The 24,413-nt window shown below is 69.6% G+C and carries 25 protein-coding genes; 9 read left to right on the top strand and 16 right to left on the bottom strand.

The genetic code is table 11. The features are described 5' to 3' along the window. The first annotated feature begins 134 nt into the window (after positions 1 to 134). Positions 135 to 398: a winged-helix domain-containing protein gene (locus tag WDJ58_RS19475; protein WP_338914967.1), complete on the top strand. Its 264-nt coding sequence runs from the start codon at positions 135 to 137 to the stop codon at positions 396 to 398. 103 nt (positions 399 to 501) lie between these two features. Here the strand turns inward: WDJ58_RS19475 and WDJ58_RS19470 are convergent, their stop codons facing one another. Together WDJ58_RS19470 and WDJ58_RS19465 are read right to left on the bottom strand one after the other, a co-directional pair. Further along, positions 502 to 696, bottom strand: coding sequence for a cold-shock protein (locus WDJ58_RS19470; protein ID WP_338914966.1), 195 nt, complete (start codon positions 694 to 696; stop codon positions 502 to 504). Between the two features lie 168 nt (positions 697 to 864). Further along, positions 865 to 1,731: a universal stress protein gene (locus tag WDJ58_RS19465; RefSeq protein ID WP_338914965.1), complete on the bottom strand. Its 867-nt coding sequence runs from the start codon at positions 1,729 to 1,731 to the stop codon at positions 865 to 867. Between the two features lie 266 nt (positions 1,732 to 1,997). On the opposite strand from WDJ58_RS19465, the gene WDJ58_RS19460 reads away from it, so the two are divergent. Next, entirely contained in the window at positions 1,998 to 2,897 is a 900-nt protein-coding gene (locus tag WDJ58_RS19460) for a DUF502 domain-containing protein (RefSeq protein WP_338914964.1), read from the top strand. Positions 2,898 to 3,138: 241 nt separating this feature from the next. Here the strand turns inward: WDJ58_RS19460 and WDJ58_RS19455 are convergent, their stop codons facing one another. From WDJ58_RS19455 to WDJ58_RS19435, 5 genes are all read right to left on the bottom strand, one after another. Continuing rightward, positions 3,139 to 3,333 (bottom strand): cold-shock protein, encoded by a 195-nt coding sequence (locus WDJ58_RS19455; RefSeq protein WP_338914963.1) that lies wholly within the window; start codon positions 3,331 to 3,333, stop codon positions 3,139 to 3,141. 205 nt (positions 3,334 to 3,538) lie between these two features. Beyond that, entirely contained in the window at positions 3,539 to 4,351 is an 813-nt protein-coding gene (locus WDJ58_RS19450) for a GNAT family N-acetyltransferase (RefSeq protein ID WP_338914962.1), read from the bottom strand. A 63-nt stretch (positions 4,352 to 4,414) separates the two neighbouring features. Further along, entirely contained in the window at positions 4,415 to 5,293 is an 879-nt protein-coding gene (locus WDJ58_RS19445) for an aldo/keto reductase (RefSeq protein WP_338914961.1), read from the bottom strand. Between the two features lie 60 nt (positions 5,294 to 5,353). Further along, positions 5,354 to 6,556 (bottom strand): iron-containing alcohol dehydrogenase family protein, encoded by a 1,203-nt coding sequence (locus WDJ58_RS19440; protein ID WP_338914960.1) that lies wholly within the window; start codon positions 6,554 to 6,556, stop codon positions 5,354 to 5,356. Between the two features lie 75 nt (positions 6,557 to 6,631). After that, positions 6,632 to 6,967, bottom strand: a complete 336-nt coding sequence (locus WDJ58_RS19435; RefSeq protein ID WP_338914959.1) for a hypothetical protein — start codon at positions 6,965 to 6,967, stop codon at positions 6,632 to 6,634. A 149-nt stretch (positions 6,968 to 7,116) separates the two neighbouring features. On the opposite strand from WDJ58_RS19435, the gene aceB reads away from it, so the two are divergent. The 3 genes from aceB (at position 7,117) to WDJ58_RS19420 (ending at position 11,164) form a co-directional block, all read left to right on the top strand. Further along, the gene (gene aceB, locus WDJ58_RS19430) at positions 7,117 to 8,421 is read left to right on the top strand and encodes a malate synthase AceB (protein ID WP_338914958.1); all 1,305 of its coding nucleotides are present in this window, start codon (positions 7,117 to 7,119) and stop codon (positions 8,419 to 8,421) included. Between the two features lie 290 nt (positions 8,422 to 8,711). After that, positions 8,712 to 9,590, top strand: a complete 879-nt coding sequence (secF, locus tag WDJ58_RS19425) for a protein translocase subunit SecF (RefSeq protein WP_338914957.1) — start codon at positions 8,712 to 8,714, stop codon at positions 9,588 to 9,590. Beyond that, entirely contained in the window at positions 9,587 to 11,164 is a 1,578-nt protein-coding gene (locus WDJ58_RS19420; protein ID WP_338914956.1) for a preprotein translocase subunit SecD, read from the top strand. The genes secF and WDJ58_RS19420 overlap by 4 nt, the downstream gene beginning before the upstream one ends. Positions 11,165 to 11,203: 39 nt before the next feature. Here the strand turns inward: WDJ58_RS19420 and rnhB are convergent, their stop codons facing one another. From rnhB to WDJ58_RS19390, 6 genes are all read right to left on the bottom strand, one after another. Continuing rightward, a complete protein-coding gene (rnhB, locus tag WDJ58_RS19415; protein ID WP_338914955.1) occupies positions 11,204 to 11,839 on the bottom strand; it encodes a ribonuclease HII in 636 nt (211 codons plus the stop codon). Positions 11,840 to 11,941: 102 nt separating this feature from the next. Further along, positions 11,942 to 12,514, bottom strand: coding sequence for a cysteine hydrolase family protein (locus tag WDJ58_RS19410; protein WP_338914954.1), 573 nt, complete (start codon positions 12,512 to 12,514; stop codon positions 11,942 to 11,944). Then, positions 12,511 to 13,350 carry a YqcI/YcgG family protein gene (locus WDJ58_RS19405; RefSeq protein WP_338914953.1) on the bottom strand — a complete coding sequence of 280 codons (840 nt, stop codon included), beginning with the start codon at positions 13,348 to 13,350 and terminating at the stop codon, positions 12,511 to 12,513. Before WDJ58_RS19405 ends, WDJ58_RS19410 begins: the two co-directional genes overlap by 4 nt. Before the next feature lie 189 nt (positions 13,351 to 13,539). Beyond that, entirely contained in the window at positions 13,540 to 14,754 is a 1,215-nt protein-coding gene (locus WDJ58_RS19400) for an AI-2E family transporter (protein ID WP_338914952.1), read from the bottom strand. 125 nt (positions 14,755 to 14,879) lie between these two features. Next, entirely contained in the window at positions 14,880 to 15,314 is a 435-nt protein-coding gene (locus tag WDJ58_RS19395; protein ID WP_338914951.1) for a hypothetical protein, read from the bottom strand. Beyond that, positions 15,311 to 16,282 carry a DUF2391 family protein gene (locus WDJ58_RS19390; RefSeq protein ID WP_338914950.1) on the bottom strand — a complete coding sequence of 324 codons (972 nt, stop codon included), beginning with the start codon at positions 16,280 to 16,282 and terminating at the stop codon, positions 15,311 to 15,313. The genes WDJ58_RS19395 and WDJ58_RS19390 overlap by 4 nt, the downstream gene beginning before the upstream one ends. Before the next feature lie 312 nt (positions 16,283 to 16,594). Between WDJ58_RS19390 and WDJ58_RS19385 the strand changes: the two genes are divergently transcribed. Further along, positions 16,595 to 17,044 (top strand): hypothetical protein, encoded by a 450-nt coding sequence (locus tag WDJ58_RS19385; protein ID WP_338914949.1) that lies wholly within the window; start codon positions 16,595 to 16,597, stop codon positions 17,042 to 17,044. A 169-nt stretch (positions 17,045 to 17,213) separates the two neighbouring features. Here WDJ58_RS19385 and otsB read toward each other — a convergent pair whose 3' ends face one another. The 3 genes from otsB to WDJ58_RS19370 all read right to left on the bottom strand — a co-directional run bounded on the left by otsB (position 17,214) and on the right by WDJ58_RS19370 (position 21,141). After that, entirely contained in the window at positions 17,214 to 18,104 is an 891-nt protein-coding gene (gene otsB / locus WDJ58_RS19380) for a trehalose-phosphatase (RefSeq protein WP_338914948.1), read from the bottom strand. Then, positions 18,097 to 19,641, bottom strand: a complete 1,545-nt coding sequence (locus tag WDJ58_RS19375; protein WP_338914947.1) for an alpha,alpha-trehalose-phosphate synthase (UDP-forming) — start codon at positions 19,639 to 19,641, stop codon at positions 18,097 to 18,099. The genes otsB and WDJ58_RS19375 overlap by 8 nt, the downstream gene beginning before the upstream one ends. Before the next feature lie 303 nt (positions 19,642 to 19,944). After that, the gene (locus tag WDJ58_RS19370; protein WP_338914946.1) at positions 19,945 to 21,141 is read right to left on the bottom strand and encodes a hypothetical protein; all 1,197 of its coding nucleotides are present in this window, start codon (positions 21,139 to 21,141) and stop codon (positions 19,945 to 19,947) included. A 132-nt stretch (positions 21,142 to 21,273) separates the two neighbouring features. On the opposite strand from WDJ58_RS19370, the gene WDJ58_RS19365 reads away from it, so the two are divergent. The 3 genes from WDJ58_RS19365 to WDJ58_RS19355 all read left to right on the top strand — a co-directional run bounded on the left by WDJ58_RS19365 (position 21,274) and on the right by WDJ58_RS19355 (position 24,240). Further along, the gene (locus WDJ58_RS19365; protein WP_338914945.1) at positions 21,274 to 22,314 is read left to right on the top strand and encodes a DUF1611 domain-containing protein; all 1,041 of its coding nucleotides are present in this window, start codon (positions 21,274 to 21,276) and stop codon (positions 22,312 to 22,314) included. 2 nt (positions 22,315 to 22,316) lie between these two features. Further along, entirely contained in the window at positions 22,317 to 23,393 is a 1,077-nt protein-coding gene (locus tag WDJ58_RS19360) for a dipeptide epimerase (protein WP_338914944.1), read from the top strand. A 175-nt stretch (positions 23,394 to 23,568) separates the two neighbouring features. Continuing rightward, positions 23,569 to 24,240, top strand: coding sequence for a hypothetical protein (locus WDJ58_RS19355; RefSeq protein ID WP_338914943.1), 672 nt, complete (start codon positions 23,569 to 23,571; stop codon positions 24,238 to 24,240). The last annotated feature ends 173 nt before the right edge of the window (positions 24,241 to 24,413 follow it).

Genomic DNA, 24,413 nt, shown 5'->3' with positions numbered 1-24,413 from the left:
GCGCCGGGCGGTCGCGTCAGCATCGGATGACACGCCCCCTCGCCGGCGGCGTGTTCGGATCGCTCGGACCGCCACCGCACACCTCTCGACACCGCTCCAGCGTTTATCTCCGCCCGTCGCCTCCTCGGGTGTAGATGCTCGATTTCCGTGCCGAGGCGGTCCTGCGACTCCTGGTCAACTCGGACCTGGCACTCCCGCCGACGCCGATACACGAGAACCTGCAGCTCAACGGGGAGACGTTCTCGAAGCGAACCGTCCACCGGAAGCTGAGACACCTGGTGGAGGCCGGGTACGCCGAGAAGGTGCTCAACGGCAAGGGGTACTACCGCGCCACCGAAGCGGGATACGCGCTGATCGAGAGCGCCGGCGAGGCGACCGGGACGCCCATCGAGAAGTAGCCGTTCGACGCCGACGGGACGATACGCCTGGAGCCGTGGCTCCGGCGGGTGAATGAAAGAGTGAGTTCGGTCTCGGTCTGTACCGCGTCGAACGGCTCGCGCCTTACAGCCGCGTGAGGTTCTCCGCGCGCGGTCCCTTGTCGGTCTGCGCGATGTCGAACTCGACCTCCTGACCCTCTTCGAGGTCAGGCCCGCCGACGTCCTCCATGTGGAAGAACACGTCCTCGTCCGCCTCGTCCGTCTCGATGAAGCCGTAGCCGCCCGTGTCGTTGAAGAAATCGACCGTACCAGTTGCCATTACCTCTGAAGGGAGAGCGTTCCAGGTCATAAGGGTTCCGAGTGACGTCGACCCCGGTACGCTACCACACGGAACGACCCCGATCGACGCCGAAACCGCACGACTCGCGCCCAACAGGCCCCCTCGATGGGTTAGACAGTAGCGGCGGTGCGGCCCGTCGGCGGCCGTTCACTCCCCCCGGACCACCAGCACGGGGACGTCGACCACGCGGAGCACCCGCTTGGTGACGCTCCCGAACAGCTGGCGCTCGATATCCGACCGGCCACGAGATCCCATCGTCACGAGGTCGACGTCGTGTGCGGTCACGTAGTCGCGGATGCCCTCGTGTGGCATCCCGCGGACGACGGCCGTTGCCGGGTCGAGGTCGGGGTCGCGTTCCCGGACGGCGTCGACCATCCGCGAGACGGCCTCGGACCCGCTCGCCTCGAGTCGATCGACGATGTCGTCGGTGACGCCCCTGGAGCCGAACAGGCCGCCCGCGGAGTCGACGTCGACGACGGTCGCGACGTGGAGTCGGGCCCCGAACCGTCGGGCGAGGTCGACCGCGTGATCGGTCGCCGCCTCGGCGTTCTCGCTCCCGTCGGTCGGCAGGAGCACCGTCGAGAGCCCCTCGTCGGCCGGTTCCGCGCTCCCGGGGACGACGAGGACGGGGGCGTCGACCCCGACGACGACGCGCTCGGTGACGCTGCCGAGGAGCCCCTCGCCGAGTCCGGCCCGACCGCGCCGGCCCATCACCACGAGGCCGGCCCCCGAGGCCGCGACGTGCTCGGATATCGCCCGGTGGGGAACCCCCTCGGACAGGTGCGTCTCGACGGCCACGCGGTCGCCGAGACGCTCCGCCGCCGCCGCGAGGACCGCCCTGCCGCGCTCGCCCCGCGACTCGTGACCCGCCTCGCCGTCGGCGTCTCGCTCCCCCGCGAGCACGTAGAGGAGTTCTAGCTCCGCGTCGTACGCCTCGGCCAGGAGCCCCCCGTAGCCGACGGCGCGCTCGGCGGGGGCGCTCCCGTCGACGGGGACCAGTATCCGATCGTACATCGGGTGTCCCTCCTCGGCGACGGGCAAAGTCCCTGCTGGTCTGCGTCCGACGGAGGGTCCGCGACCCGGTCCCGGTGATCGGCCACCTGTCGGCTCCCGTCAGTCGCCTCCAGGACGGGGCCGGCGTCCTCGATCCACCCGCCCCGGCCTTCACTCGCAGGCATTTAACACAATTGGACCGCTCGACTGTGTAAGGACATGACTTCGAACGCGAGGCCAGCGAACACCCGTCGTCCGTCGGTCGTGTCGGCGGGGGTCGGATACCCGTGAGCCGAGACAGGGGTCGGACCCCGGTCGAGGCCGGGGAATCACTGTACGAGGGCGTGACCGACATCCTGATGACGGGCATCGCGATCATCGTCCCGCTCGTCATCACGATCTACGTCCTCAACGCGGTGCTCGGCTTCGTCACCGACGCGCTCCGTCCGCTCGTCGATCTGCTCAAGTGGATGGGGGCGATCCAGTGGTTCCAGGACATCAGGTTCATCGAACTCCTCATCCAGCTCGACGTCTACACCTACGTCGTCGACTTCCTGGGCGAACTCATCGCCGTGATCGTCCTGGTGGGGGTAGTCGTCCTCGTCGGCTCGCTGGGTCAGCACCGGTACGGCCAGCAGGTCGTCGGGTTCGTCGACTTGGCCATCTCCTCGGTCCCGGGTGCCGGGACGGTCTACAAGAGCTTCCGCCGGATGGGCGACGTGATGCTCGACGAGGGGTCGGAGAACTTCGAGGAGGTGAAACTGGTCCAGTGTCTGGGAGACGACATCTACATGCTCGGGTTCGAGACGGGCCAGTCACCTGAGGCCCCCATCGAGGCTACCGGTCACGATGACATGGTCACGATGTTCCTCCCGCTCGCGCCGAACCCGGTCACGGGGGGGTACCTCACCTACGTCCCCGAGAGTCGAGTGTACGACGTCGACATGACGATCGAGGAGGGCATCCGGAGCATCCTCACGAGCGGGGTCGCGGCGGACGACGAGGCCGGGATGCTCCCCGAGGACCACGCGCTCTCGGACGTCGATAGCATAGAGGACGTGGTCCCGGGTGCCGAGGAAGCGGAGGCGACCCCCGACGACGAGGAGCGCGAACACGGGACGCGTTCGGAGGACGCGCCGGGCCGGATGGAAGCCGGTCCCGACGACGAGAGGCGAGAGGAGAAGTAGCCGGGCGGGACGACCCCACCTGCCGAGGGCCGCCGACAGGGACGGATAGGGACGTGAGCGTCTCGTCGGCGGGTCGCGCGTCGCTCGAACGGACGACGGAGCGCCCGCTCGCGGTAGAGCGTACGAAGAATCGGTCCGCGCCGCCGGTTCGAATCGGCCGCGCATAGTGATCGGTTCGCGCCGGAGGGCGGATACCCCGTGGGCGGAATCTATAGACTGGTCACTCTACGGACAGGTGACTCTACAGACGGGTGACGTTCGACGCGCGCGGGCCCTTGGGGGCCTGCTCGATGTCGAACTCCACGTCGGTACCCTCCTCGAGATCCGGGCCGCCCACGTCCTCCATGTGGAAGAAAACGTCGTCGTCCGAGTCCTCAGTCGTGATGAAACCGTAGCCGCCAGTGTCGTTGAAGAAATCAACGTTGCCTTTCGCCATTGCGAATAGAGGGAACGGACGACCACGGATAAGGGTTGGCAATCCGTCGTAGAACGTCTGTCCCCCGGCTCCGTGGCTCGACGTGTGAAGACTGGATCGAAGGAGCGATCGGTTCCGAGCAGTGGAGAACGCCCCTCCGCCCGTCCCTGGCGATCCGCCTCGCGAACTGACGCTCCGTCGATCCGTCGGTGAGTGGCTCCGTTCGTCACACCGTCCGGTCGTCGAGCCACACCGCGAGCCCCACCTCGTCGACGAACTCGCCGTCGAGGAGGTAGTGACCCCCCCGGCGGTACTCCTCGGTCCAGCCGTTCTCCTCGAGGAAGTCGACGGCCCGCTCGTTGGTCGCCGGCAGGCTCTGGTACACCTTCAGGTAGCCCCGTTCTCGCGCCCAGTCGAGCCCGCGCTCCATCAGCGCCGCCCCGAGGCCGCCGTCGCGGTACTCCTCGAGCACCCCGACGGTGAGTTCGGCGGTGTGTTCCATGCGCGGGTGTACCAGCGCCTCGACGTGGAGCCAGCCGACGGCGTCGCCGTCGACGGTGGCGACGAAGAACACCCGCGACTCCGACTCGTTGTGCCGGAGGAGCACGTCGTCGCGGCTCACCTGTTCGGCGAGTCGGGCGGCGACCGCGTGGTCGGTCCCCCCCGCGACCGCCTCGATGACGCCGATGATGCCGGTGATGTCCTCCTGTCGTGCCGGTCGGACCTCCGCCTCGACCCCGTCGAGGGCGACCGTCTCGGCGTCTACGCCCATCGGGAACGCCACCCGGAGGGTCCCGTCGGACTCCTCGAGGTAGCCGTCGCGCTTGAGGATCGAGACGTGGTGTCGGAACGTCTCGCGGTCCATCGGGACCGACCGCGAGAGCGCCCCGCCCGACCGGGCGGGCTTGGAACTGCTCTCGGCCTTCACGAGCACGCTCTGCCTGACCTCTTCGGGCTCTGCGGCCCCCGCGCGCTCGACGTACTCGTAGATGCGACGCCGCTCGGCCCGGTCGAACCCCATCGTCGACGGCTCGCTCATGGGGGAACGGGACGCGCGTCGGCCCATAATCCTTGCCGCTGCGCCGGCCGGCACCGGGCCGTTCTACGGCCGCGGGACGGGGGTGTCGGCGTCGCGAGCCCGTTCGACCAGCGCAGCCTGCTCGTCCCCGTCCATCGGCTCGAACGCCTCGGCGGCGTCCAGTATCGACGGGACGAGCCGCGGGTCGCCCGCGTTGGTGATGGAGGTGAGCCCCCGCGAGAGCGCGAACCGCAGACACGTCTCCAGGTCCTCGGAGTCGTCGTACGGTTCGTACCAGGTCTCGTAGGGCCGCTCCTCGGGATCGAGGTCGTCGGGCCAGGGTGCCTTCGCGAACGCCTTGATCCCGAGCGCGCCCAGGCCGAGTTCTTCGGCCAGGTCGAGCACCGCGGCGTAGTCGTGCTCGGGCCCCTCCTTCGCGGCGAGCGTGTAGTTCGTCGGGAACATGACCGTCTCCAGCGCGTCGATCCGCTTCATCGCCGTCCTGATGAGGCTCGGGTCGCCGTGGCTCGTCAGCCCGACGTGCTCGATCAGCCCCGCCCGCTTCGCGTCCTCGAACGCCGCCAGCGCGCCCGGGTCGTCGCCCTCGCCGAGGATCGTCTCGAGTTCGTCGTAGCGCGTGACCGCGTGGAACTGGTAGAGCTCCACGCTGTCGACCCCGAGCCGGTCGAGCGAGCGGTGGAGCTCGCCCCACGCGCCGTTGTACGTCCGTTCCTGGGTCTTGCAGCCGAGGAAGACCTCCTCGCGACGGTCGCCGAGCACGGGCGCGAGCTTCGGCTCGGCGGTGCCGTACGTCGGCGCGACGTCGACGTGGTTCACGCCGCGGTCGAGGACCTCCTCGACCAGCTCGTCCGCGTCGGGCTGGTCGAGCGGGTCGAGCGCGATGGCACCGAAGGTCAGGACGGAACTCTCGTGGCCCGTGTCGCCGAGGGGACGGGTCTCCATACCGTGGGTACCGGTAGCGGACTACAAGAACTGTCGGGTGGGGCGCTCGACGTGGCCGGCCTACCAGGCGGCCCGGAGGACCCCTTCCAGGTCCTCGACGGAGGGGTCGAACCCCTCCGGGCCGAGGTCCATGAACGGGTCGTTGCGGGCGTAGACGGCGGCGTCGTGGAGCCCCTCCTCGGTGGGGCCCTCGACGTCGCGCAGGCGCGAGGGGAGGGAGAGGCCGTCGCGGATCTCCTCGACGGCGGCGACGACCGCCGCCGCCTCGTCCTCGACGTCCTCGCGCACGACCAGTCCCTCGGCCAGCAGGCCGCGCCGGCCGTCGACCTGCTCGAAGATCAGTTCGAGGGTCTCCGGGACGACGATGGCGTGGGCGACACCCTGCTGGAGGCCGAACTCGTTGCGGAGCGCGTGGCCGAACGCGTGGACGACGTTGATCTTGTAGGCCTCCGGCATCGAGACGCCGTACTGGGCGAGGACGATGCCCATCACCGCCCGGTCCATCACCGCCGGGTCGTCCGTGTGCCGGAGTTCGGGCAGCGAGTCCCGGAGGTACCGGAGCGACTGGACGGCGGTAGCGTCGGTGATGGGGTTGGCGAACGCCGAGTAGACCGTCTCTAAGGCCTTGTCGAAGCCGTTGATGGCCGAGCCCGCGAGCGTGTTCGTCGGCGTGGTCTCGAACAGGTCGGGGTCGTAGAACAGCCCCGTCGGCATGTTCGACTTCGCCACCGGGATGGTCTCCGCACGGCCGCCGTCGGCGGTGGGGTAGGTGATGGCGGCGGCGATCGACATGTCCGCGCCGGCGAACGTCGTCGGAACGACGAACAGCGGCGTCAGCGCGTCGGGATCGTCGGGGACCGAGACGGTTCCGGTCGCCTCGACCTCGTCGCGTATCTCGGCGACCTCCCGGAAGTCGGCGTCGAGGACGCGCATGAACCGGGCGACGTCGAGGCTACTCCCCGAGCCGAGGGCGACGATGGCGTCGGCGTCGAGGTCGCGTATTCGCTCGACGCCGTCGTAGGCGGTCTCGATCCGTTTCGCGGGCGTGGTCTCGTCGAACACCGCCGCGAGACGGTCACCGAGACCCGCCTCGATCGGGCCCATCGCCTCGCGGTTCGCCCCGACGTTCGTCCCGGTGACGAGGAGCGCCGAGTCGAGGCCGTGGGCCGCCAGGGTGTCGTCGAGATCCGCGACACGGCCCCGGCCGTAGTGGATGGCTCCCGGCTGGAAGTCGTGGACGAACGAGGGTACGTCGAGTGACATCACCTGCCACTCTCATCAGCGGGACAAAACGTCTTCGCCGCGGGGACGGCCCGGCTCGAACGGGACGAGAAACGCTCAGGTCGTCGGCCCGTCGGCGCTCTGGACCCGCCAGCCGCCCTGGACCCCGCAGGCCTCCCGGACGGTGTACTCGATCTCGGTGTCGAGGTCCACCCCGGCTCCGCCCTGGACTTCCTCGACACGGAGCGGGACGTCAAGCGTCGAGCCACAGCAGCCCACGCCGACGAACTCCTCGCGCACGTCGCCCTCCTCTACCGCCCCGAGCGTCTTCCCGAGGTACGCCCTGAAGTGGGGGGTGTCGACCTGTCCCCGGCCCCACTCCGAGAGGTCGGCCGGATACGAGAGAACGACCCGGGTAGCTGCGTCGATGCCCGGTGCGGTTGCACGGCTCATGCCCGCGGGTAGGCCGTCCCGATACTAAGGTGTTCGGCGAGGTGGGCGACCCCGCGCCGTCACCGGCCGTCCCGGGGACAGATGCTACCGCTGGCCGTGGGGTTGCGGCACGTTTAACACGTCCGCGGGAATGCCTCAGCGTGACTGCCATGAGCACCGAACGACACTACGAGCGGGAGTTCGTGCGGACGTTCTTCACCTCGCCGACGGCCGTGAAGGGCGAGGAGGACTCGGCGAAGATGATCCGGAGCGCGTCGGGGCTCCGCGGGATGCAGGCCCCGGACGTCTGGGTCCCGGACAACGAGGACGCCACCGCGCCGAACATGCGCGACGAGGGCGCCGAAAACATCGTCGAGGTCGTCGCCGAGAACGGCGCGGACTTCCCCGGCGAGATCCACCCCCGGATCGTCTGGCACCGCGACTCCCCCGCCACCAGATACCAGGGGTTCCAGCGCATGCTGAAGATCGCCGATCCCGAGGGCGGTGCCGTCGAGCACATCGACGGGTTCGTCGTCCCCGAGGTGGGCGACATCGACGACTGGAAGAAGGCCGACGAGTTCATCACCATCATCGAGAACGAGCACGGACTGGAGGAGGGGAGCCTCTCGATGTCGGTCATCATCGAGAGCGGCGAGGCCGAACTCGCCATGGGCGACCTCCGCGAGGAGATGGGCAAGCCCTCGAACAACCTCGAACGGCTGTTCCTGCTCGTCGACGGCGAGGTCGACTACACGAAGGACATGCGGGCGATGACGCCGACGGGCGAACTCCCGCCGTGGCCCGAGCTGCGCCACAACACCTCCCGGGGTGCGAGCGCCGCCGGCCTCATCGCCGTCGACGGCCCGTACGACGACATCCGCGACGTCGAGGGCTACCGCGAGCGGATGGTCGACAACCGGGCGAAGGGGATGACCGGTATCTGGTCGCTCACCCCCGGGCAGGTCGTCGAAGCCAACACCTCCCCCCTGCCGCCCGAGGAGGGGAGCTGGCTGATCGAGGTCGGCGGCGAGGACGTCGAACTCGAACCGGACGACGACCGCCAGGTCTACGAGGGCGACGCGATCGGTCTGGAGGAGGACGGCGACGAGTACGTCCTCCGCGTCGGGAGCGACGAGCGCCGCCTCGACGAGGACGAACTCCGCGAGGAGCTGCTCGACATGACCTCGTACGTCCCGAGCATGGACGACATCGTCGACTCGATGGAGGAGTTCGAGGCGGCCAAGGAGGCCGGTCGGGGGGCCATCGCGATGACCCAGGCGACGACGCTGGTCATCGACGGCGTCGAGGTCGAGGTCAGCAACGACCGGATGTGGGACGAGGCGACGTACCAGGCCGCACAGACGCCCATCACCCTCTTCCAAGACGTCTACGAGCACCGACCGGATCAGCACGAGGAGCTCGCGGAGATGTACAGCGAGGACGTCGTCGAGCGCGCGATGCAGGTCGGGAACTGATCGTCTCCCGACCCACCGTTCGGGGCGTCCGGACGGCCGCCGCTCCCGACGATCCGGCGTGGAGGCCAGCCGCGCGGCTCGTATCGGTTCCGAATCGGAGCGTTCACGTTTCGTTGACGTGGTCACCATCCATCGCCGGGGTCCTCTTCCGGTCGATGTGACCTCGCTCGCCGACGCCCACGGGGGGTCCGTTCGTCCTGCCTCGGCGTCCGATGGAAAAAGAAGGCTTATTCGGCGGGCTTGCGGACCGCCGAACATGGACACGCTCTCCGGGACGGAGGTGCGGCGCCGTGGCCGAGGCCCGCGCTAGGCTCCCGTTCGACCTCCCCGAGGTCGACTACGAGCAGTACTCGAACCGCCAGCTCGTGGCGGTGCCGCTCGTGGTGCTCGCGCTCGCGCTGGCCGTCATCGGCGTCTACTACGTACTCACTGGCGCCCCGGTCGGGCTGGGGATCGCGTTCACCGGCGGGACGGAGATGCAGCTGACGACGACCGACTCGCCCGACGCGATCCGGACGTCGTTCGACGAGGAGGTGACCTCGATACAGCCGATCTCCTCCCAGGAGAACGCCTACATCGTCACGTTCCAGTCCTCCGATACGGACGCGATCACCGCACAGGCACAGTCGGCCGGCTACGAGTGGGACTCGATACAGTCGCGCTCGCCCTCGTTCGGGTCGACCGCACAGCGCCAGGCGTTCGTCGGGATCGGCGTCGCGTTCGCCGGGATGGCCGTCCTCGTCTTCGTGCTGTTCAGGACGTTCGTCCCCTCGATCGCCGTCGTGGCGTCGGCGTTCTCCGACATCGTCATCCCGGTGGCGCTGATGAACCTCTTCGGGATCGAGCTCTCCCTGGGGACCGTGGCGGCGCTGCTGATGCTCATCGGGTACTCGGTCGACTCCGACCTCCTGCTCAACAACCACGTCCTCCGGCGGCGGGGGTCGTTCTACGAGTCGACCTACCGGGCGATGCGCACGGGCGTGACGATGACGCTCACCTCCATCTCGGCGATGACCGTGATGACCATCGTCTCGTTCCTGTTCGGTATCCCCCTGCTCCCGCAGGTGGGTATCGTCCTCGTGTTCGGGCTCACCGCCGACCTGATGAACACCTACATGCTCAACGTGACCCTCCTCCGATACTACAAGTTCGAGGCGGTCGGCCGATGATACGCGAGAACTGGCGGCTCGTCCTGCTCGCGTTCCTGCTCGTCCTGAGCACCGTCGCGGTGCTCGTCCCGCTCGGTGGCGGCGGCGCGGCACCCGGCGGGAACGTCACCGCCAACGAGACAGGACCGACGCAGCTCCAGTTCGGGCTCGAACTCTCGGGCGGGACGCGCATCCGCGCTCCCGTCGTGGGGATGACCGCCGAGGACGTCGAGATACCGGGGAACGGGTCGGCCGCCCGCGACCTGGAGACGACGCTGGCCTCGCGGCTGAACGTCTCGCTCTCGTCCGTCCGGGTCGACACCGCCGACCGGACCGTCGAGGTGTTCGCCGACGAGGACGACGGCAACGTCACGCGGGCGGAGTTCGCCACCGCCCTGCAGTCGGCGGGCTACGACGTGAGCGAGTCCGACATCCGGGCGGGGGTCACCGACGACACGCTCGAACAGATGGAGCGCACGCTCGACAACAAGATCAACACCGGCGGGCTCTCGGGCGGTGACGCCAGCATCGTCACGCCGGCGGACCCCTCCGAGGAGCGGCTCATCGTCGTCGAGGTGCCGAACGCCGGACGCCAGGAGGTGCTCGACCTCATCGGGGATCGGGGTCAGGTCCAGATCGTCGCGCACTTCCCGGTCCAGGAGAACGGCACGACCACGTACCGCGACATCGCGCTGTTCGACCAGGACGGCATCACGGCCGTCCAGTCCGCACAGCAGGGCCAGGGGACCGAGCCGCCGTACGTTCCCATCACGCTCACCGACGAGGCCGCGCAGAACTTCTCGAACGCGATGCAGCGATTCGGGTTCACACAGCAGGGTGTGAGCGCCTGTCGTTACTCGGTCAACCAGTCCGACGCGGGCTACTGTCTCTACACCGTCCGCGACGGGAACGTGGTGTACGCCGCCTCGATGGGGCCCGGCCTGGCACAGATCATCCGTAGCGGCGAGTTCGTCGAGCAGCGCTCGTTCCGGACGACCTCCTCGAACTTCTCGGAGGCACAGCGGCTCCAGCTCGACCTCCAGGCGGGAGCGCTCCCCTCGAACCTCGACATCGACGATGGATCGACGACGTTCGTCGCGCCCGCGCTCGCACAGGACTTCAAGCTGTTCTCGCTGATCACGGGGTTCGTCGCCATGCTCGCCGTGAGCGGCGTCGTCTTCCTCCGGTATCGGGAGCCCGGCGTCGCCGCGCCGATGGTGCTCACGGCCGCCTCGGAGGTGTTCATCCTCCTCGGGTTCGCCGCCGCCATCGGCCTCGCGCTCGACCTCTCCCACATCGCCGGGTTCATCGCCGTCATCGGGACGGGGGTGGACGACCTCATCATCATCGCCGACGAGATACTCCAGGAGGGCGACGTACGGACGGGGCGGGTGTTCGAGTCCCGGTTCCGCAAGGCGTTCTGGGTGATCGGTGCCGCCGCCGCCACGACTATCGTCGCCCTCTCGCCGCTCGCCGTCCTCTCGCTCGGCGACCTTCAGGGGTTCGCCATCGTCACCATCGTCGGCGTCCTCATCGGCGTCCTCGTCACCCGGCCCGCGTACGGGAACATCCTCCGGAACCTCGTGCTCGACTGATCGAGAGACGACCCACTCCTTCCGCCACGGAGACGAGCTTCAGAACGAGTCGAGTGCCGACTGCTCGGCGGCCGCGAGCACGTCGTCGCAGGTCGACCACGACCGGCGGGCACAGTCGGGAAGGTCGCCGTGGGCGTCGACGTAGGTGCGGAGAAACGCGCGCGTGGCTGGGTCGGAAGGGTAGCCCGACCCGACCTCGCCGTACGTCTCGGCGAGCCCCGCGACGTGGGCGTCGCGCTCGACCTTGGCGAGGACGCTCGCCGCGCTCACCAGCAGGTAGGTCTCGTCGGCACCGTGCTCGGCACGCAGGTCGACCTCGACGGGGACCCGCTCTCGCACCCGCCGGGCGAACCGCTCGGTCGAGGTGTCGCCGGCGTCGAGGATCCCCCCGTCGCCGTCCCGCGCGACCGCGGCGACGGCCTCGGCCTGCGCGGCGACCGTCAGCGTGTTCATGTCCTCCGCGCCGTCGATGCGCGCGACGGGTATCTCCGCGAGGCCGATCTCCACGCGCTCGTCGGCGCGGAGGCGGACCGCGAGCGCCTCCCGTCGGGAGGGCGAGAGCCGCTTCGAGTCGTCGACGCCGTCGGGTATCGCCGTCGGGGGCGCGCGGACCGCGGCGGCGAACATCGACCCCAGCACCGGTCCCTTGCCCGCCTCGTCGACGCCGATACGCATAGCCACCGGTCCACCGGCCGTGACTTAGCCGTTGTCCTCGGACCCCCGAGATCGTAGAGACCGGTGCCGACCCGACCCCGGAGGTGGACCCGCTAGCGGACCCTACCGCTCGACGCCGACCGCCTCGAGGATCGCGTCCGTCGAGCGGACGGCGGCGAACTCCCCGTCCAGGTGGACGAGGGCCGTCCGGTGGGCCAGCTCCGCGTCGAAGTGCTCGCCGTCGAGCGTCCGGTCGAACGTCGCCGTCGCGTCGGCGACCACCCTGACCTCGAACCCGCGGTTCTCGGCCGTGCGGACCGTCGTCGAGACGCAGTGGTCGGTCGTCAGCCCGCAGACGACGAGCGAGTCGTGGCCCCGCTCGCGGAGCCAGGGCTCGAGGTCGGTGTCGAGGAACGGGCCGTTGACCCGCTTGACGAACTCGGGCTCCTCCCCGCGAGGTTCGAGTCCCTCCTTGAACGCGAACCCCGGGAGTTCGCCGCGGAGCGGCGAGTCGGGCTCCGTCGAGTCGTGACGGACGTGGGCGATCGGCGACCCCGACTCGCGCCACGCCGCCAGGAGTCGAGCCGCGTTCTCCTCCGCGTCGGGGTTGTTCCGGGTCCCGTAGCCGGGGTCGTCGAGTCCGCGCTGGAAGTCGACGAGGAGGAGCACCGGCTCGTCGGACGGCGAGCGCGTCATCGCGGGCCCTCCACGTCTAGCGGCCGATCGAGCCCCCGGCCGCCCGCGAGACGATCGGATTTCGGGTGTTCGCGGGTGACGGTGATCGGACACGTATCGGGGGCCTGCGCGTCGTCCGCCGAGAGCATGTACTGTCGCCACTCGCGGTCGCCCTCGACGCCCCAGTCGCCGAGGTCGGCGTGCGGACAGACGCCGTCGTACTCGACGAGTCGGTCCTGGATGATCCCGCGGGCCTGCTGGCCGAACTCGGTGTCGGCCGTGGCGTCGAGGGACTCGAAGAGCGCGCGGGGCTGGAACGTTATCTCCAGTCCGACCGGGCTGTAGCGGCTCTTCCGTTCCCCGTAGAACGGCGCTCGGCAGGTCGGGAACATCGGCTCGCCGCCGAAGCAGAACTCCCAGTAGGGGTCGTCGGGGTCGGTCGGGATGTCGGCCGGCCACGGTTCGGGGTCGTGGACGTGGAGGAACTGGAGGACGTGCCAGAGGGCCTCGTGGTACTCCGACTCCGGAAGGGGACGCTCGGGCGGGGCGAAGAAGGCGACCAGCGACGCACGGTCGGCGTACTCGCGGTAGGTGTCGAGGTACTCGAGGAGGACGCGCCCCAGTCCGAGCAGCGCATCGGGGTCGGTCGTCGAGGGGACGGCCGTGTAGAGGGGCTCGCCGTTCCGGACGGACTCGGCACCGAAGAAACACGGGAAGGGGGAACCGTTCCGTTCACCGAGGAGGCCGTCGCGGAACGTCCGCCAGTGGGCCGCGACCCAGTCGGGAGCCCGCCCGGCGTCGACGCGCCCCGCGACGGTCGTCTGGTCGTGGAGGTTTCCGACGATCGACTCGGTCATCGACGGGAATGAGTGCTGGGAGAGTTTCAATTCACCGCTTCCAGCGGAGGTTCACTCACCGTTCGTCGTGTTCCGGACGCGGAGCGACGAGCGCCGCCCCGCCCCCCGCGAATGCCCCGGGGTGTTCCGCTCGCGGGGGGCCCGTGGCCCAGCCGCGGATCGGCCGACCGACCGATCGGGCGCAGCGTCTCAGCTCGCGTCCGGTGACGAGTCGCCGTCCCGCTTCTCGGCCCGCTCGGCCGTCTCGCCCTCGGGCAGGTCGCCGCGCTCCTCGCGGGCCTCCTGGGGGTCCGTCCCGGCGTCCTCGGCCACGGTCGCCTCCGGCTCGATCGGCTCCCCGTGGATCAGTTCGGGGAGGACGATCCGGTAGGCCTCGAGCATCAGCACGAAGACGATGGGCAGGAAGAAGAACCCGTACCACCCGAACAGCATCGGGCCCAGGATGTACCCGAACAGCAGTACCAGCGGGTTGATCCGCCCGCCGGAGACGTAGGGCTGGAGGACCGACTGAGGCAGGATGTCGAGGACGAGGAAGTAGGCGACGAGCACGGCCCCGACGAACGTCAGGCTCGCGCTCCCGGACTGGGTGGCCTGGAACCCGAGGTAGGCGACGACGGGGACGTAGACGAGCTTGCCGACGACGATGGGGATCAGGCTCGCGACGCCGGTCAGGAACCCCAGCACGAGCACCATCGGAACGTGTAGCTCGCCGGGCGCGACCAGGTTCGTCGCGTAGTACGTCACCGTCGCGACGACGGACATGAGCGCGGCGAACAGGAGGTTGCCGAAGAACACCGACTCGAGGTCGGTGTCGACCGCGACGCCGTAGGCGTACGCCGTCGACTCGCTCCCGCCGACCAGTTCAGCGAGGCTGTCGGCGACGTCCTCGTCCTTCACGAGCAGGACGTACGTGAGGGTGACCGAGAGCGATATGAGCAGCAGCCCGCCCAGGAGCAGATTGGTCGCCTGCAGTGCCGGCTGGATCTGCGACCAGAACGACCCGCCCGACCCGCCGAGGAGCGACGCCGGGTCCTGCACGATGGAGAGCAACTGACCGCGCTGTTCGTCGGGGATCCCCGCCAGCCCCGTGTACCGCGCGACGAACTGCGTGATCCCGGTCCCCTCGAACGCCTGCTGTGCCTGCGTGAAGATCCGGAGACCGGCGTAGGCCAGGAGCAACAGGACCGGCGTGAGGACGACCAGGGCGGTGACCGTCGCCGAGATCCGCTTCGAGTCGACGAGGCCCTCTATCCGGTTGCTGATCGGTCGCGTCGCGTAGTAGCCGAACGTCCCGAGGACGAGGATCCCGACGAACGAGTGGGCGATGAACGCCGCCGCCCCCAGGAGCACGAGGACGAACGCCCACCACCCGACGCGATTCCGCTCCATGCGGGGCGTTCTCATCGGCTCCCCTCGTCCGGTCGTTCGTCGATCGATGATTCCGAAGCGAGGCTCGAACGGGCAGTCGTGCCCGCGTCCGTCGCCGCGATCCGTTCACTCGTGTCTTCGACTGTGTAACTCATTGGATATCACGCGTCCTTCCACGTCTCGACGATCGCCTCCGGCTCGCTCCCGCCCGGGCAGGTGACCGTCGCCGTCCGCCGTCCTCCCGAGGGGACGTGCTCGAACTCCACCGCTCGCTCGGTTTCGCCACACTCGACCGCGACCTGTACCGACGCCAGCCCCGGTCCTCGTCGGTTGTCGAGTTCGATCCCCACGCGCAGGTGGTTCTCCCCGTCGACCGGCTCGACCGACTGGACGTTCACCCTCGGGTCGGCCACCTCGGAGGTCACCGTCGCCTGCCAGAGGACGAACCCGAGCGTGCTCGCGATCAGGAGGATACTCACCGCGACCACGGTCCGTTCGAGGAGCGCCGCGCCGCCACCGCCTTCCCCGTCGCCGTCGTCCGGGTGGCTCCCCGTTTCGCTCCGCTCCCCCGCCCGCGCCTCGTCGTCGGGGGTCACGCGAGCACCACCCGTGCGCCGCTGGCTCCGATGGCGGCCGGGAACGCGAGCAGTACCGTCCGGCGGACCTCCGAGGCGAGGGGGTCGCCGGCGGTCTGCGTGAACGCGAGGAGCATCCCCGCGGCCACGATCAGTCCGACGGCGTAGACCATACAGGTCCCGCCGAGCTGTCCCCACCGCGAGCGCCCCTCCAGGCGACCGGACTGTCCGCGGAACTCGAGCACGTAGAGGATCAGATACGCCGCGACCAGCGTGGCGACCACCACCCCCGCGAGTCGGACCCAGGTGGCCCGCGTGGCGAGTATCGCGACCTCCTCGGTCGGGGCGATCGGTGCCGCGAAGAAGACCGCCCCCAGGCCGAACACGGCGAGGCTCCGGGGGAACTCCGCCTCCGACATCGTCGCCTGCTCGGCGCTGAGGACCTCGTTGGCCAGCGCCGCCCCGAACGAGAGGGGGACGACCTGCACGAGCCCGGTCCGGACGATCACCGGGAGCGGGTCGTTCGGGTCGATCACCCCGAGCAGGAACAGCGTGACGTACGCCACGAAGAACGCCTGGAACACCGCTTCGAGCGCCTCGACCCACATCGGCGAGCGGGCGAACTGCGTGGGGATCGGCGCGTCTTCGACCGCCTCTTCCACGTTCTCACCCCCTTCCCTGAGCGTCTCCTCCACGCGCCCTCCGTCGGTCGCGGCCTCCTCGTCGCCCTCCACCTCGTCCTGCGGTTCCTCCTCCGGCTCCTGTCCTTCATCCTCGCTCTCGTCGAACGAGTCCGTCCGGAACCCGACCGCCCGGCTGACCGGGACCACGAGCGCCAGCCCCACCGCGACGAACCCGGCGAGGTGCGTCGCCGGGATCTCGACGGCGAGCCACCAGGTCTCGATCGTGTAGGTGAACGAGATCCCGAGGACGAGCAGGGCACCCGCCATCCCGCGGCCCTGCTCCCGGATCTCGGCGGCGACGCTCATCACCCGCCGAAAGAGCAGTCGGCCAGTAAACCCCACTGCTTGCCTCTGCCGCCGAGCACACGACTCCCGCCGTTTCGGGGGGCGGAGTCACGCCCGCTCGCCGGGATCGGGGGTCACGTCGACGCCGACCGCGCTATCGGGCCGCTCCCCCGATGGCCGGCGCGGGTAGCCCCGTCGGTGCGCCCACGACGGCGACGAACGGCGTCCGCGCGGGCGGTTCTGTCGTCTCGCCGCCGGGCGCTCGCGGACCCTTGCTCGTGCCGGGCGAACCGGTAGGTCGGACTCGCCCCTACGATCCGTCGGAACATCACGATGAATGAAAAACGATCCGCCGAACCGGACGGCTTCTCGAAGATGGGGATCCCACTGGCGGGCGGGACCGACCACGACGGCTCCGCCGACCCCTCCGGCGACGACCCCCCGGATGCGACGCCGGGACTCGACCCGCTCGACATCGACGTGGTAGTCGGCGACGTCACTGACGGGTTGCATCCGATCGACCACGCGGTGTACGAGGTCGCCAACGGGGTCGGGTTCAGTCTCCTGATCGAGAACACGGGGACACGGACGTTCGAGCGCGTCGAGGCCCGGATCAGGCTCGACGGTGGCGACACGAGAGGTGAGTTCACCGCGAGCGGCGGGACGGGACCCGACCGCCTCGGCCCGGGCGAGCGGTGGCGGTTCTGGATCCCGATCGGCGACGGGACGGCCGACCTATCGGACACCACGTCCCGGTACACGATCGATCTCCGGGCGGCCTGACCGGCGCGATCGGCGTCCCGGACGTGTGCCGCGCTCGATCCTCATCTCCCCGAACGGTGAACGTCCCGGGGATCGCTCCTTCGACGCTCGGTAGCCACGTTCCCGACCCGTCCGCTCCGACCGGGAGCGCCGGGCCGCTCGCCGTAGAATGGGTTCGTCGATCGGTGGCTTACGACCCCGAGCCGTCGGGGTCGGAGAGCCGAGCGGGGTCGAACGTCTCGCCTGCCGGCCACCTGTCGCCACGCGACGAGTCCGATCGAGGGACGCTATCGTCGAGCCACTCGAGGAACCGGGGGACGTCGGCCTGGCCGTCGAGACGGTAGTCGGCGTCGGTCTCGACGTCGTCGTGCTCGCTCGACGTGACGTGGACGCCGACCCCGTCGGGCTGTATCGCGCGGAACGCGTCCTCGTCGGTCGTGTCGTCCCCGACGTACATCACCCGCCAGCCGTCGGGGGCCGTCGCCGCGAGCAGTTCCATCACGCGGCCCTTGTCCCACTCGACCGCCGGGCGGATCTCGCGTATCTCCCTGCCCTCCGAGACGCGCAGGCCGTCGGCCCCGTCGACGGCCTCCTCGACCGTCCCGACGACGCGCGGGACGTGCTCCTCGGGCACCGTCCGGAAGTGGACGGTCGCGGTGACCCGCTTGTTCTCGACCGCGTAGCCCGGAACGTCCCCCAGCCGGTCGTCGAGTTCCGCACAGAGCCGGTCGATCGCCGGACCGACGCCCTCGACGGCCGGATGGACGGTCCGCTCGCCGTCGTAGCCGAGTTCGAGCCCGTGGTTGCCGGCGTAGACGACCCCGTCGAGGCCGACCCGCCCGGTCAGGTCCTCGAGCGCTCGGCCGCTGACGACCGCGAGCCCGACGCCGGAGTGCTCGGCGAGCCGGTCGACGGCGGCCCGCGACTCGGTCGTCATCGCCGCCTCGGCGTGGTCCTCCACGATCGGGGCGAGGGTCCCGTCGAAGTCGAGACCGAGGACGAGACCATCGGCCCCCGCCAGCCAGTCGTCGAGCGCCTCGCGCCGCGAGCAGGCCTCCGGTGTGGCGTGTCGCTCAGGCACCCCCGGACCCCCGCTCTCGGACGTCGGCAGCCGAGCCGAGGACGTCGTCGATCCAGTTGGAGACGTCCGTCCGCCGGCACTCGTAGGCGAGCGCGCCCATCCGTTCCCGGCGCTCCTTCGTGGGCATCGTGAGCGCCCGGTCGATGCTCTCGGCGAAGCCGTCCGTGTCCTGGGGCGTGATCGAAACCGCCGCCTCGCCGAGCAGGTCGTGTGCGCCCGTCTGATCGCTCAGCACCAGGACGCCCTCGCCCTCGGTCTGTGCGGCGACGAACTCCTGGGCGACGAGGTTCATCCCGTCGCGGATCGGGCTGACCACGGCCAGGTCGACGTTCCGGTAGAGGCTGTAGAGCGCCTCGTTCGACAGCCGATCCGTGGTGTAGACGATCGGCTGCCAGTCGTCGGTCCGGAACCGGGTGTTGATCCGGTTCACCGTGTCCACCACGTCGTCCTGGATCTCCCGGTAGGCGGGGATCCGCGAACGCGAGCGCGAGCCGACCTGGACGAAGGTGAACTCCCCGCGCCACTCGGGGTAGTCCTCGAACAGCTGCTCGATCGCGTCGAGGCGCTGTGGGATCCCCTTCGTGTAGTCGAGGCGGTCGACGCCGACGCCGACGCGGACGTCCTGGCCGATGTCGTACCGTGACCTCAACCGCGCCCACCGCTCGTCGGCCCCCTCGTCGGTCGCGGACCGACGGATCTCGTCCGTATCGACCCCGAGCGGGAACGCCTCGACCCTCGTCACGCCGTCGGCGTAGTGGACCTCCCCGGTCGCCCGGTCGACGGCCGCCTCGGGGAGCCCCAGCTCGACACAGTCGAGGAAGTTCTGCCGGTAGCGTTCGGTGTGGAACCCGAGGAGATCGTTCCCGAGCAGTCCCCGGAGGACGTCCTCCGCGTGCGGGCAGGCACGGAAGGTGTCCCAGCCCGGCCAGGGGATGTGCCAGAAGTGCGTGACGACGACGTCGTCGGGGATTCGCGACTGGAGCAGCCAGGGGACGAGCGCGAAGTGGTAGTCCTGGAGCCAGACGACGTCGCCGCTCGTCGCGCGATCGGCGATGGTGTCGGCGAACCGCCCGTTCACCTCCTGGTAGGCGTCCCAGTACCGTCCCTCGCTCTTGACCCGCGTGAGCGCACCGTGACAGACCGGCCACAGCACCTGGTTGCTGAACCCGTAGTAGTAGTCGTCGACCTGCTCCTCGGTGAGCCAGATCCGTTCGAGCGGGTACCGGTCGTCGTCGCTCGCGTCGGGCGGTACCTCGACGGTGTCGTCATCGTCGACCATCTCCGAGTCGGCCTCGCCGTCACCCCACGCGACCCAGCTCCCGTCGATCCGCTGGACGACGTCGTCGAGCGCCGCGGTGAGGCCGCCGGTCGGCCTGTCGACCGTGATCTCGTCGTCCGACCACTGGTGTCGGTAGGGCTGTCTGTTGGAGACGACGATCACGTCCGAATCGTCGTCGATGGGCAACGCCTCCGAGTCGTGTTCGTGCTGTCCGTCGGTCACCGTACCCCCGTCGGGATCGGTCGTCGATTTCGCCATGTCTCTACACGGGGACACACCACACTGAGGTTGGGCCTTTCACAAGCATGGTGAACCGTGTCTCTTATCCGATGGCTGTGCCGACGGCGGCGATCCGGGCGCTGTGAGCACCCAACGGACGGCGTACGGGGCGGTCTCGCGGGGCCGATCGGGTGGGGTCGCCGCTGATCATGCCGGGGGATATATAGCTGGGTGGTTCCTCCGGCCGCCGACCGAGCGCGGACCCCCGGACGGCGAACGCCGACCGGCCGTCATCTCGGTCCGCGAACAGGCCTCCATCGGCGACCGATACCCCTCCCCGTCTCAATCGGCCGAGGCGGTCCGTGAGCCGGCACGGTTCCAGAACTCCTGCTTCCAGTCCGGGTTGATGATCCGCCAGAGCCCGATCGTGAGCGTCGGGACGGCGAACAGTGCGATGAAGAAGTACGCCATGATGGTGTACCCCTGGGCGACGAGCGCGATGATGCCGACCCGCGAGAGGAGCGTGGCGGCGACGAGGATACCCCCGCCGAGCAGGCCGCTCTGGAGCCGGGTGAGACCGTCGATCTCCTCGAAGCGACCGGTGTCGATCCGCTCCAGGTCGGCGTCGATGCGGTCGATGATCGCGTGGATGGCCCCGACGGACGTCTCGACGAGCGTCCACCCGATGACGATACCGTAGAACGCGATGACGGCGGGCCCGGCGGCGCTCCGGAGCATCGGCAGCCAGGGCACCTCCGCGCCCATCACGCTCTCCTGTGGGTAAAAGCCCATCAGACAGAGGTAGGTGAGCAGGAACGGGAGCGTCATCATCACGCCCGCGAGCAGCCCCGAGACGACCGACTCCTTTCTGGTCTCCTGGCGGTGGAGCACGAAGAACACCGCCGGGAAGATGGCGAGGTTGTACCCCACGTAGAGGATACCGGACTGCATCACCGCCAGCGCGCCCGCGTCGTCGACGTAGGCGGTGTTGCCGGCGGCGAACACGGCCGTCACGTTCCCCCAGACCTGCGAGAGCACCAGGATCCCGAACAGGAGGTACGCGAGGTAGAGAAAGCCCGTTCCGACGGTCTTGAACCGCTCGATGAGGCTCGCGCCGAAGTAGGTCAGCACCGCCACGACGAGGATTATCGTGACGATACCGACGAGATACGGGATCCCCACCGTCTGCTCCATGATGTTGCCGGCCGCCGAGGCCATCACCGCGATGACGATGGTCGCCATCACCACGAACAGGACGTCGAACAGCGGCCACCCCTTCCAGATGATCCCCTGCATGTACGACTTGTAGTCGTAGGTGTGGAACTGTCGCGAGAACTCGAAGACCAGGATCGACATGACCGTGAAGCCGACGAAGATGCCGGCGACGGCGAGCAGGCCAGCGGAACCGAACTTCGCGCCGTAGGCGACGACCTCGCGACCGCTCGCGTACCCCCCGCCGATGAGTACGGACTGGAGGATGATCGCTGGCAGGATTATCGACCCGAACCGCCCGCTCACCAGCCGCCTGAAGATGCTCACGGTGCTCTGGCTCCTCTCCCCGGATGACACGTCTCGTGACATGACATCTCGTACCACAGTAGAGGGTGAGTAATAGCCACCCCCTTCCATGAGAGGGGGTAGTTTTGCCCCCTCGCACACAGAGTCCCGACTATGGACCTGTACGGAGCCTTCGACGCGCCGGTCCCGACGGTCGTGCTCGCGGAGGGCGAGTTCGGAACGCCCGGCGGGAAGACGGCCAACGGCGTGGTGATGCACAGCGAACTGTTCGACGCGCGGGCGGTCGTCGACTCGACGTCCGCGGGGTCGACCGCCGACGAGGTGCTCGGTCGGTCGGACGTCCGGCCGATCCCCGTCGTCGACACGATGGAGGAGGCGCTCGAACGCGCCCCCGAGGTCGAGGCGCTGGTCATCGGGGTCGCGCCCGCCGGCGGGGCGCTCCCCGAGGCGTGGGTCGAGGACATCCGGACGGCGATGCGGGCCGGCTGTGACGTCGTCTCGGGATTACACGTCTTCCTCGGCGACGACGAGGAGTGGGCCGGGCTGGCCGAGGAGTGCGGCGTCCGCCTGTTCGACGTCCGCAAACCCCCCGAGGAGGACCTCCGGGTGGCCGACGGCCACGTCGACGAGGTGGACTGCGACGTCGTGCTGACGGTGGGGACCGACTGTGCGGTCGGCAAACGCACGACGACGTTCGAACTCTACCGGGCCGCGAAGGAGGCCGGCCTCTCCGCCGGGTGGGTCGCCACCGGCCAGACGGGGCTCATGGTCGGCGCTGATCGGGGGGTCGTGATCGACCGCGTCCCCGCGGACTTCACCGCCGGCGTCGTCGAGGACATGGTCGCCACGGTCGGTGGAGAGAACGACCTCGTGTTCGTCGAGGGGCAGGGGGCGCTCTCCCACCGGGCCTACTCCAGTGTCACCCTGGGCATCCTCCACGGCGCGTGGCCCGACGCCGTGGTGCTGGTCGACGACCCGTCCCGTGAATCTCGGACGCACTTCGAGCGGTTCCCCATCGCGGGCGTCGCACAGGAGCGCACCAACGTCGAGGAACTCAGCGACGCGGCCGTCGCGGCGCTCTCGACGTGGGGCGACTCCGACGAGGAGGCCGAGCGACACGGACTCCCGACCGCGAACGTCTTCGACGAGGGCGGTCCCGAGGACCTCCTCGCGGCCGTTCGGGAGGTGCTCTGACCGTGAGCGCTGGCGGGGACGCGGGCGCACGCGTCGAGCGCGTGACGGTCGAACCGCTCGACCTCCCGTTGCGCGAGCCGTTCGAGATATCACTCGGCACCCAGCACGAGGCCCACAACGTCCTCGTCTCCGTCGAGACCGACGACGGCACGGTGGGGTACGGCGAGGGCTCGCCGCTCCCGCCGGTGACGGGCGAGACGCGCGAGGCCGCGCTGGCGACCGCACGGGCCGCCGGCGAACTCCTCGACGGGGAGCCGGTCGCGGACTACCGCCGGCTGGCCGGCGACCTTCGGGACGCCTTTCCGGGGGCGGTCTCGGCGCTGTTCGCCGTCGAGACGGCGCTGCTCGACGCCCACTGCCGCGAGCGCGGACTGGCGCTCTCGGAGCTGTTCGGGGGCGCGCCGCGACCGGTGACGACCGATCTCACGATCCCCATTCTCCCGCCCGAAGACGCCGCCGACCGCGCCCACGACGCCGTCAGTGAGGGGTTCGAGCACCTGAAGGTGAAGACCGGCTCCGGCGTCGAGGCCGACGTCGAGCGCGTCACGGCCGTGCGCGAGGCCGCGCCGGACGCGGAGCTGAAGGTCGACGCGAACCAGGGGTGGACGCCCGCCGAGACGATCCGGTTCGCTCGCGAACTGCGCGACCGCGGCGTCGACCTCGCGCTGATCGAACAGCCCGTCGACGCGGCGGATATCGAAGGACTCCGGCACGTCCGCGAGCGGATCGCGGTACCCGTCGCCGCCGACGAGGCCGTCTTCACTCCCGAGGACGCGATGCGCGTGGTCCGCGCCGGAGCCGCCGACGTCGTCAACGTGAAGCTCGGCAAGTCCGGGCCGGTCGCGGCGGCGGAGATCGCCGCGATCGCGCGGGCGGCCAACTGCCAGCTGATGGTCGGTTGCATGCTCGAGAGCGCGATCGGCATCCACACCAGCGCGCACGTCGTCGCCGGCCTCGGCGGCTTCGACTACGTCGATCTCGACGGCAACCTCCTGCTCGCCGAGGACGTCGTCCCCACCGAGCGCTCCCCCACCGTGGACATCGCCGGACCGGGTCACGGCGTGGTCCCGGATCAGTAGGGGCCGTCACGGCTCGGCGCACTCGTCCGGCACCTCCCGTTCGGTTTCTACCGGGCTCGTGCGGTTCCGCACGCCCGCGTCCGTCCCGCCCGGGGAGGGAGTGCACCGACCGGTCCATCAACCACCCGTTTGAGCCAACGGCGCGGTTATATCCTCACACGTCGTCGATATGTCCGTGTCCCCGACGCGACGTGACGTCCTCGGCGGAACCGCCCTCGTGACCACCGGACTGTTCGCCGGGTGTATGACGGGCTACAGCGGCCCCGCCGGGGGCTCCGAGACACCCCCGGGGACCGGCGATCCGACGGACGACCCCCTGCCCGACGGCGGTGACGGGAACGGCTCCTCGGGGACGCGCCCCGAGGGGTCGGGCGGGCCGGTCGTCGCGATCGTCGAAACCGCCCCCGCGCCCGATCTGCCGGTCGAGCCGGCCGTCGAGGCACTCGAACCCGAGGGGACCGGCGACTCGCCGCCGACACTCCACGTCACGCTCACCAACACGAGCGACTCCGCGGTGGTCGTCGGCGAGGGCCGGGCGATACGGTTCCAGTACGTCACCGACGAGAGCGGGAGCCTCCAGCTCCTCCCGGCCGAGGAGGAGTACCCCGTCGACAGCGAGGACTGCCTGCGGCTCTCCGAGGGCGTGGCGACGACCGAGGAGTACCGGACGGAGGAGATCGGTCCGGGCGGGACCATCGAGGCGGACGTGAAGCTCTACGCGCTACCGGAGTACGACGGCTGTGTTCCCGTCGGCGAGTTCCGGTTCGCGACGACCTACTCGGTGGGCGAGTCGATCGACACCCTCGACCAGCAGGGCGAGTGGGGGTTCACCGTCGTACTGGACTGATCGCTCGTAGGGGGCCAATTGACGAGTTCGTAGCCACGATCAGCGGTGACGCCGCAGCGCTGGCCGCTCACGGCGGCGCGCTCGGGGGCCCGGAGATGCAAGCACCACTGACCTAAGCGGCGGATTCCAACGCCCCGTGAGCGATGCTCGGTAGAGACGGAGACGTTCACACC

The sequence above is a fragment of the Salinirubellus litoreus genome (genome assembly GCF_037335815.1).
GTDB classification, from domain to species: domain Archaea; phylum Halobacteriota; class Halobacteria; order Halobacteriales; family Haloarculaceae; genus Salinirubellus; species Salinirubellus litoreus.
Note: the sequence above shows the minus strand (reverse complement) of the source record. Positions and strands in the feature narration are given on the sequence as shown.

What these genes read in the sequence shown, in the direction of transcription:
- WDJ58_RS19475 (WP_338914967.1), top strand. Translation starts at nt 135, where the DNA reads ATGCTCGATTTCCGTGCCGAGGCGGTCCTGCGACTCCTGGTCAACTCG.
- WDJ58_RS19470 (WP_338914966.1), bottom strand. Translation starts at nt 696, where the DNA reads ATGGCAACTGGTACGGTCGATTTCTTCAACGACACGGGCGGCTACGGC.
- WDJ58_RS19465 (WP_338914965.1), bottom strand. Translation starts at nt 1,731, where the DNA reads ATGTACGATCGGATACTGGTCCCCGTCGACGGGAGCGCCCCCGCCGAG.
- WDJ58_RS19455 (WP_338914963.1), bottom strand. Translation starts at nt 3,333, where the DNA reads ATGGCGAAAGGCAACGTTGATTTCTTCAACGACACTGGCGGCTACGGT.
- WDJ58_RS19450 (WP_338914962.1), bottom strand. Translation starts at nt 4,351, where the DNA reads ATGAGCGAGCCGTCGACGATGGGGTTCGACCGGGCCGAGCGGCGTCGC.
- WDJ58_RS19445 (WP_338914961.1), bottom strand. Translation starts at nt 5,293, where the DNA reads ATGGAGACCCGTCCCCTCGGCGACACGGGCCACGAGAGTTCCGTCCTG.
- WDJ58_RS19440 (WP_338914960.1), bottom strand. Translation starts at nt 6,556, where the DNA reads ATGTCACTCGACGTACCCTCGTTCGTCCACGACTTCCAGCCGGGAGCC.
- WDJ58_RS19435 (WP_338914959.1), bottom strand. Translation starts at nt 6,967, where the DNA reads ATGAGCCGTGCAACCGCACCGGGCATCGACGCAGCTACCCGGGTCGTT.
- aceB (WP_338914958.1), top strand. Translation starts at nt 7,117, where the DNA reads ATGAGCACCGAACGACACTACGAGCGGGAGTTCGTGCGGACGTTCTTC.
- WDJ58_RS19420 (WP_338914956.1), top strand. Translation starts at nt 9,587, where the DNA reads ATGATACGCGAGAACTGGCGGCTCGTCCTGCTCGCGTTCCTGCTCGTC.
- rnhB (WP_338914955.1), bottom strand. Translation starts at nt 11,839, where the DNA reads ATGCGTATCGGCGTCGACGAGGCGGGCAAGGGACCGGTGCTGGGGTCG.
- WDJ58_RS19410 (WP_338914954.1), bottom strand. Translation starts at nt 12,514, where the DNA reads ATGACGCGCTCGCCGTCCGACGAGCCGGTGCTCCTCCTCGTCGACTTC.
- WDJ58_RS19405 (WP_338914953.1), bottom strand. Translation starts at nt 13,350, where the DNA reads ATGACCGAGTCGATCGTCGGAAACCTCCACGACCAGACGACCGTCGCG.
- WDJ58_RS19400 (WP_338914952.1), bottom strand. Translation starts at nt 14,754, where the DNA reads ATGAGAACGCCCCGCATGGAGCGGAATCGCGTCGGGTGGTGGGCGTTC.
- WDJ58_RS19390 (WP_338914950.1), bottom strand. Translation starts at nt 16,282, where the DNA reads ATGAGCGTCGCCGCCGAGATCCGGGAGCAGGGCCGCGGGATGGCGGGT.
- WDJ58_RS19385 (WP_338914949.1), top strand. Translation starts at nt 16,595, where the DNA reads ATGAATGAAAAACGATCCGCCGAACCGGACGGCTTCTCGAAGATGGGG.
- WDJ58_RS19375 (WP_338914947.1), bottom strand. Translation starts at nt 19,641, where the DNA reads ATGGCGAAATCGACGACCGATCCCGACGGGGGTACGGTGACCGACGGA.
- WDJ58_RS19365 (WP_338914945.1), top strand. Translation starts at nt 21,274, where the DNA reads ATGGACCTGTACGGAGCCTTCGACGCGCCGGTCCCGACGGTCGTGCTC.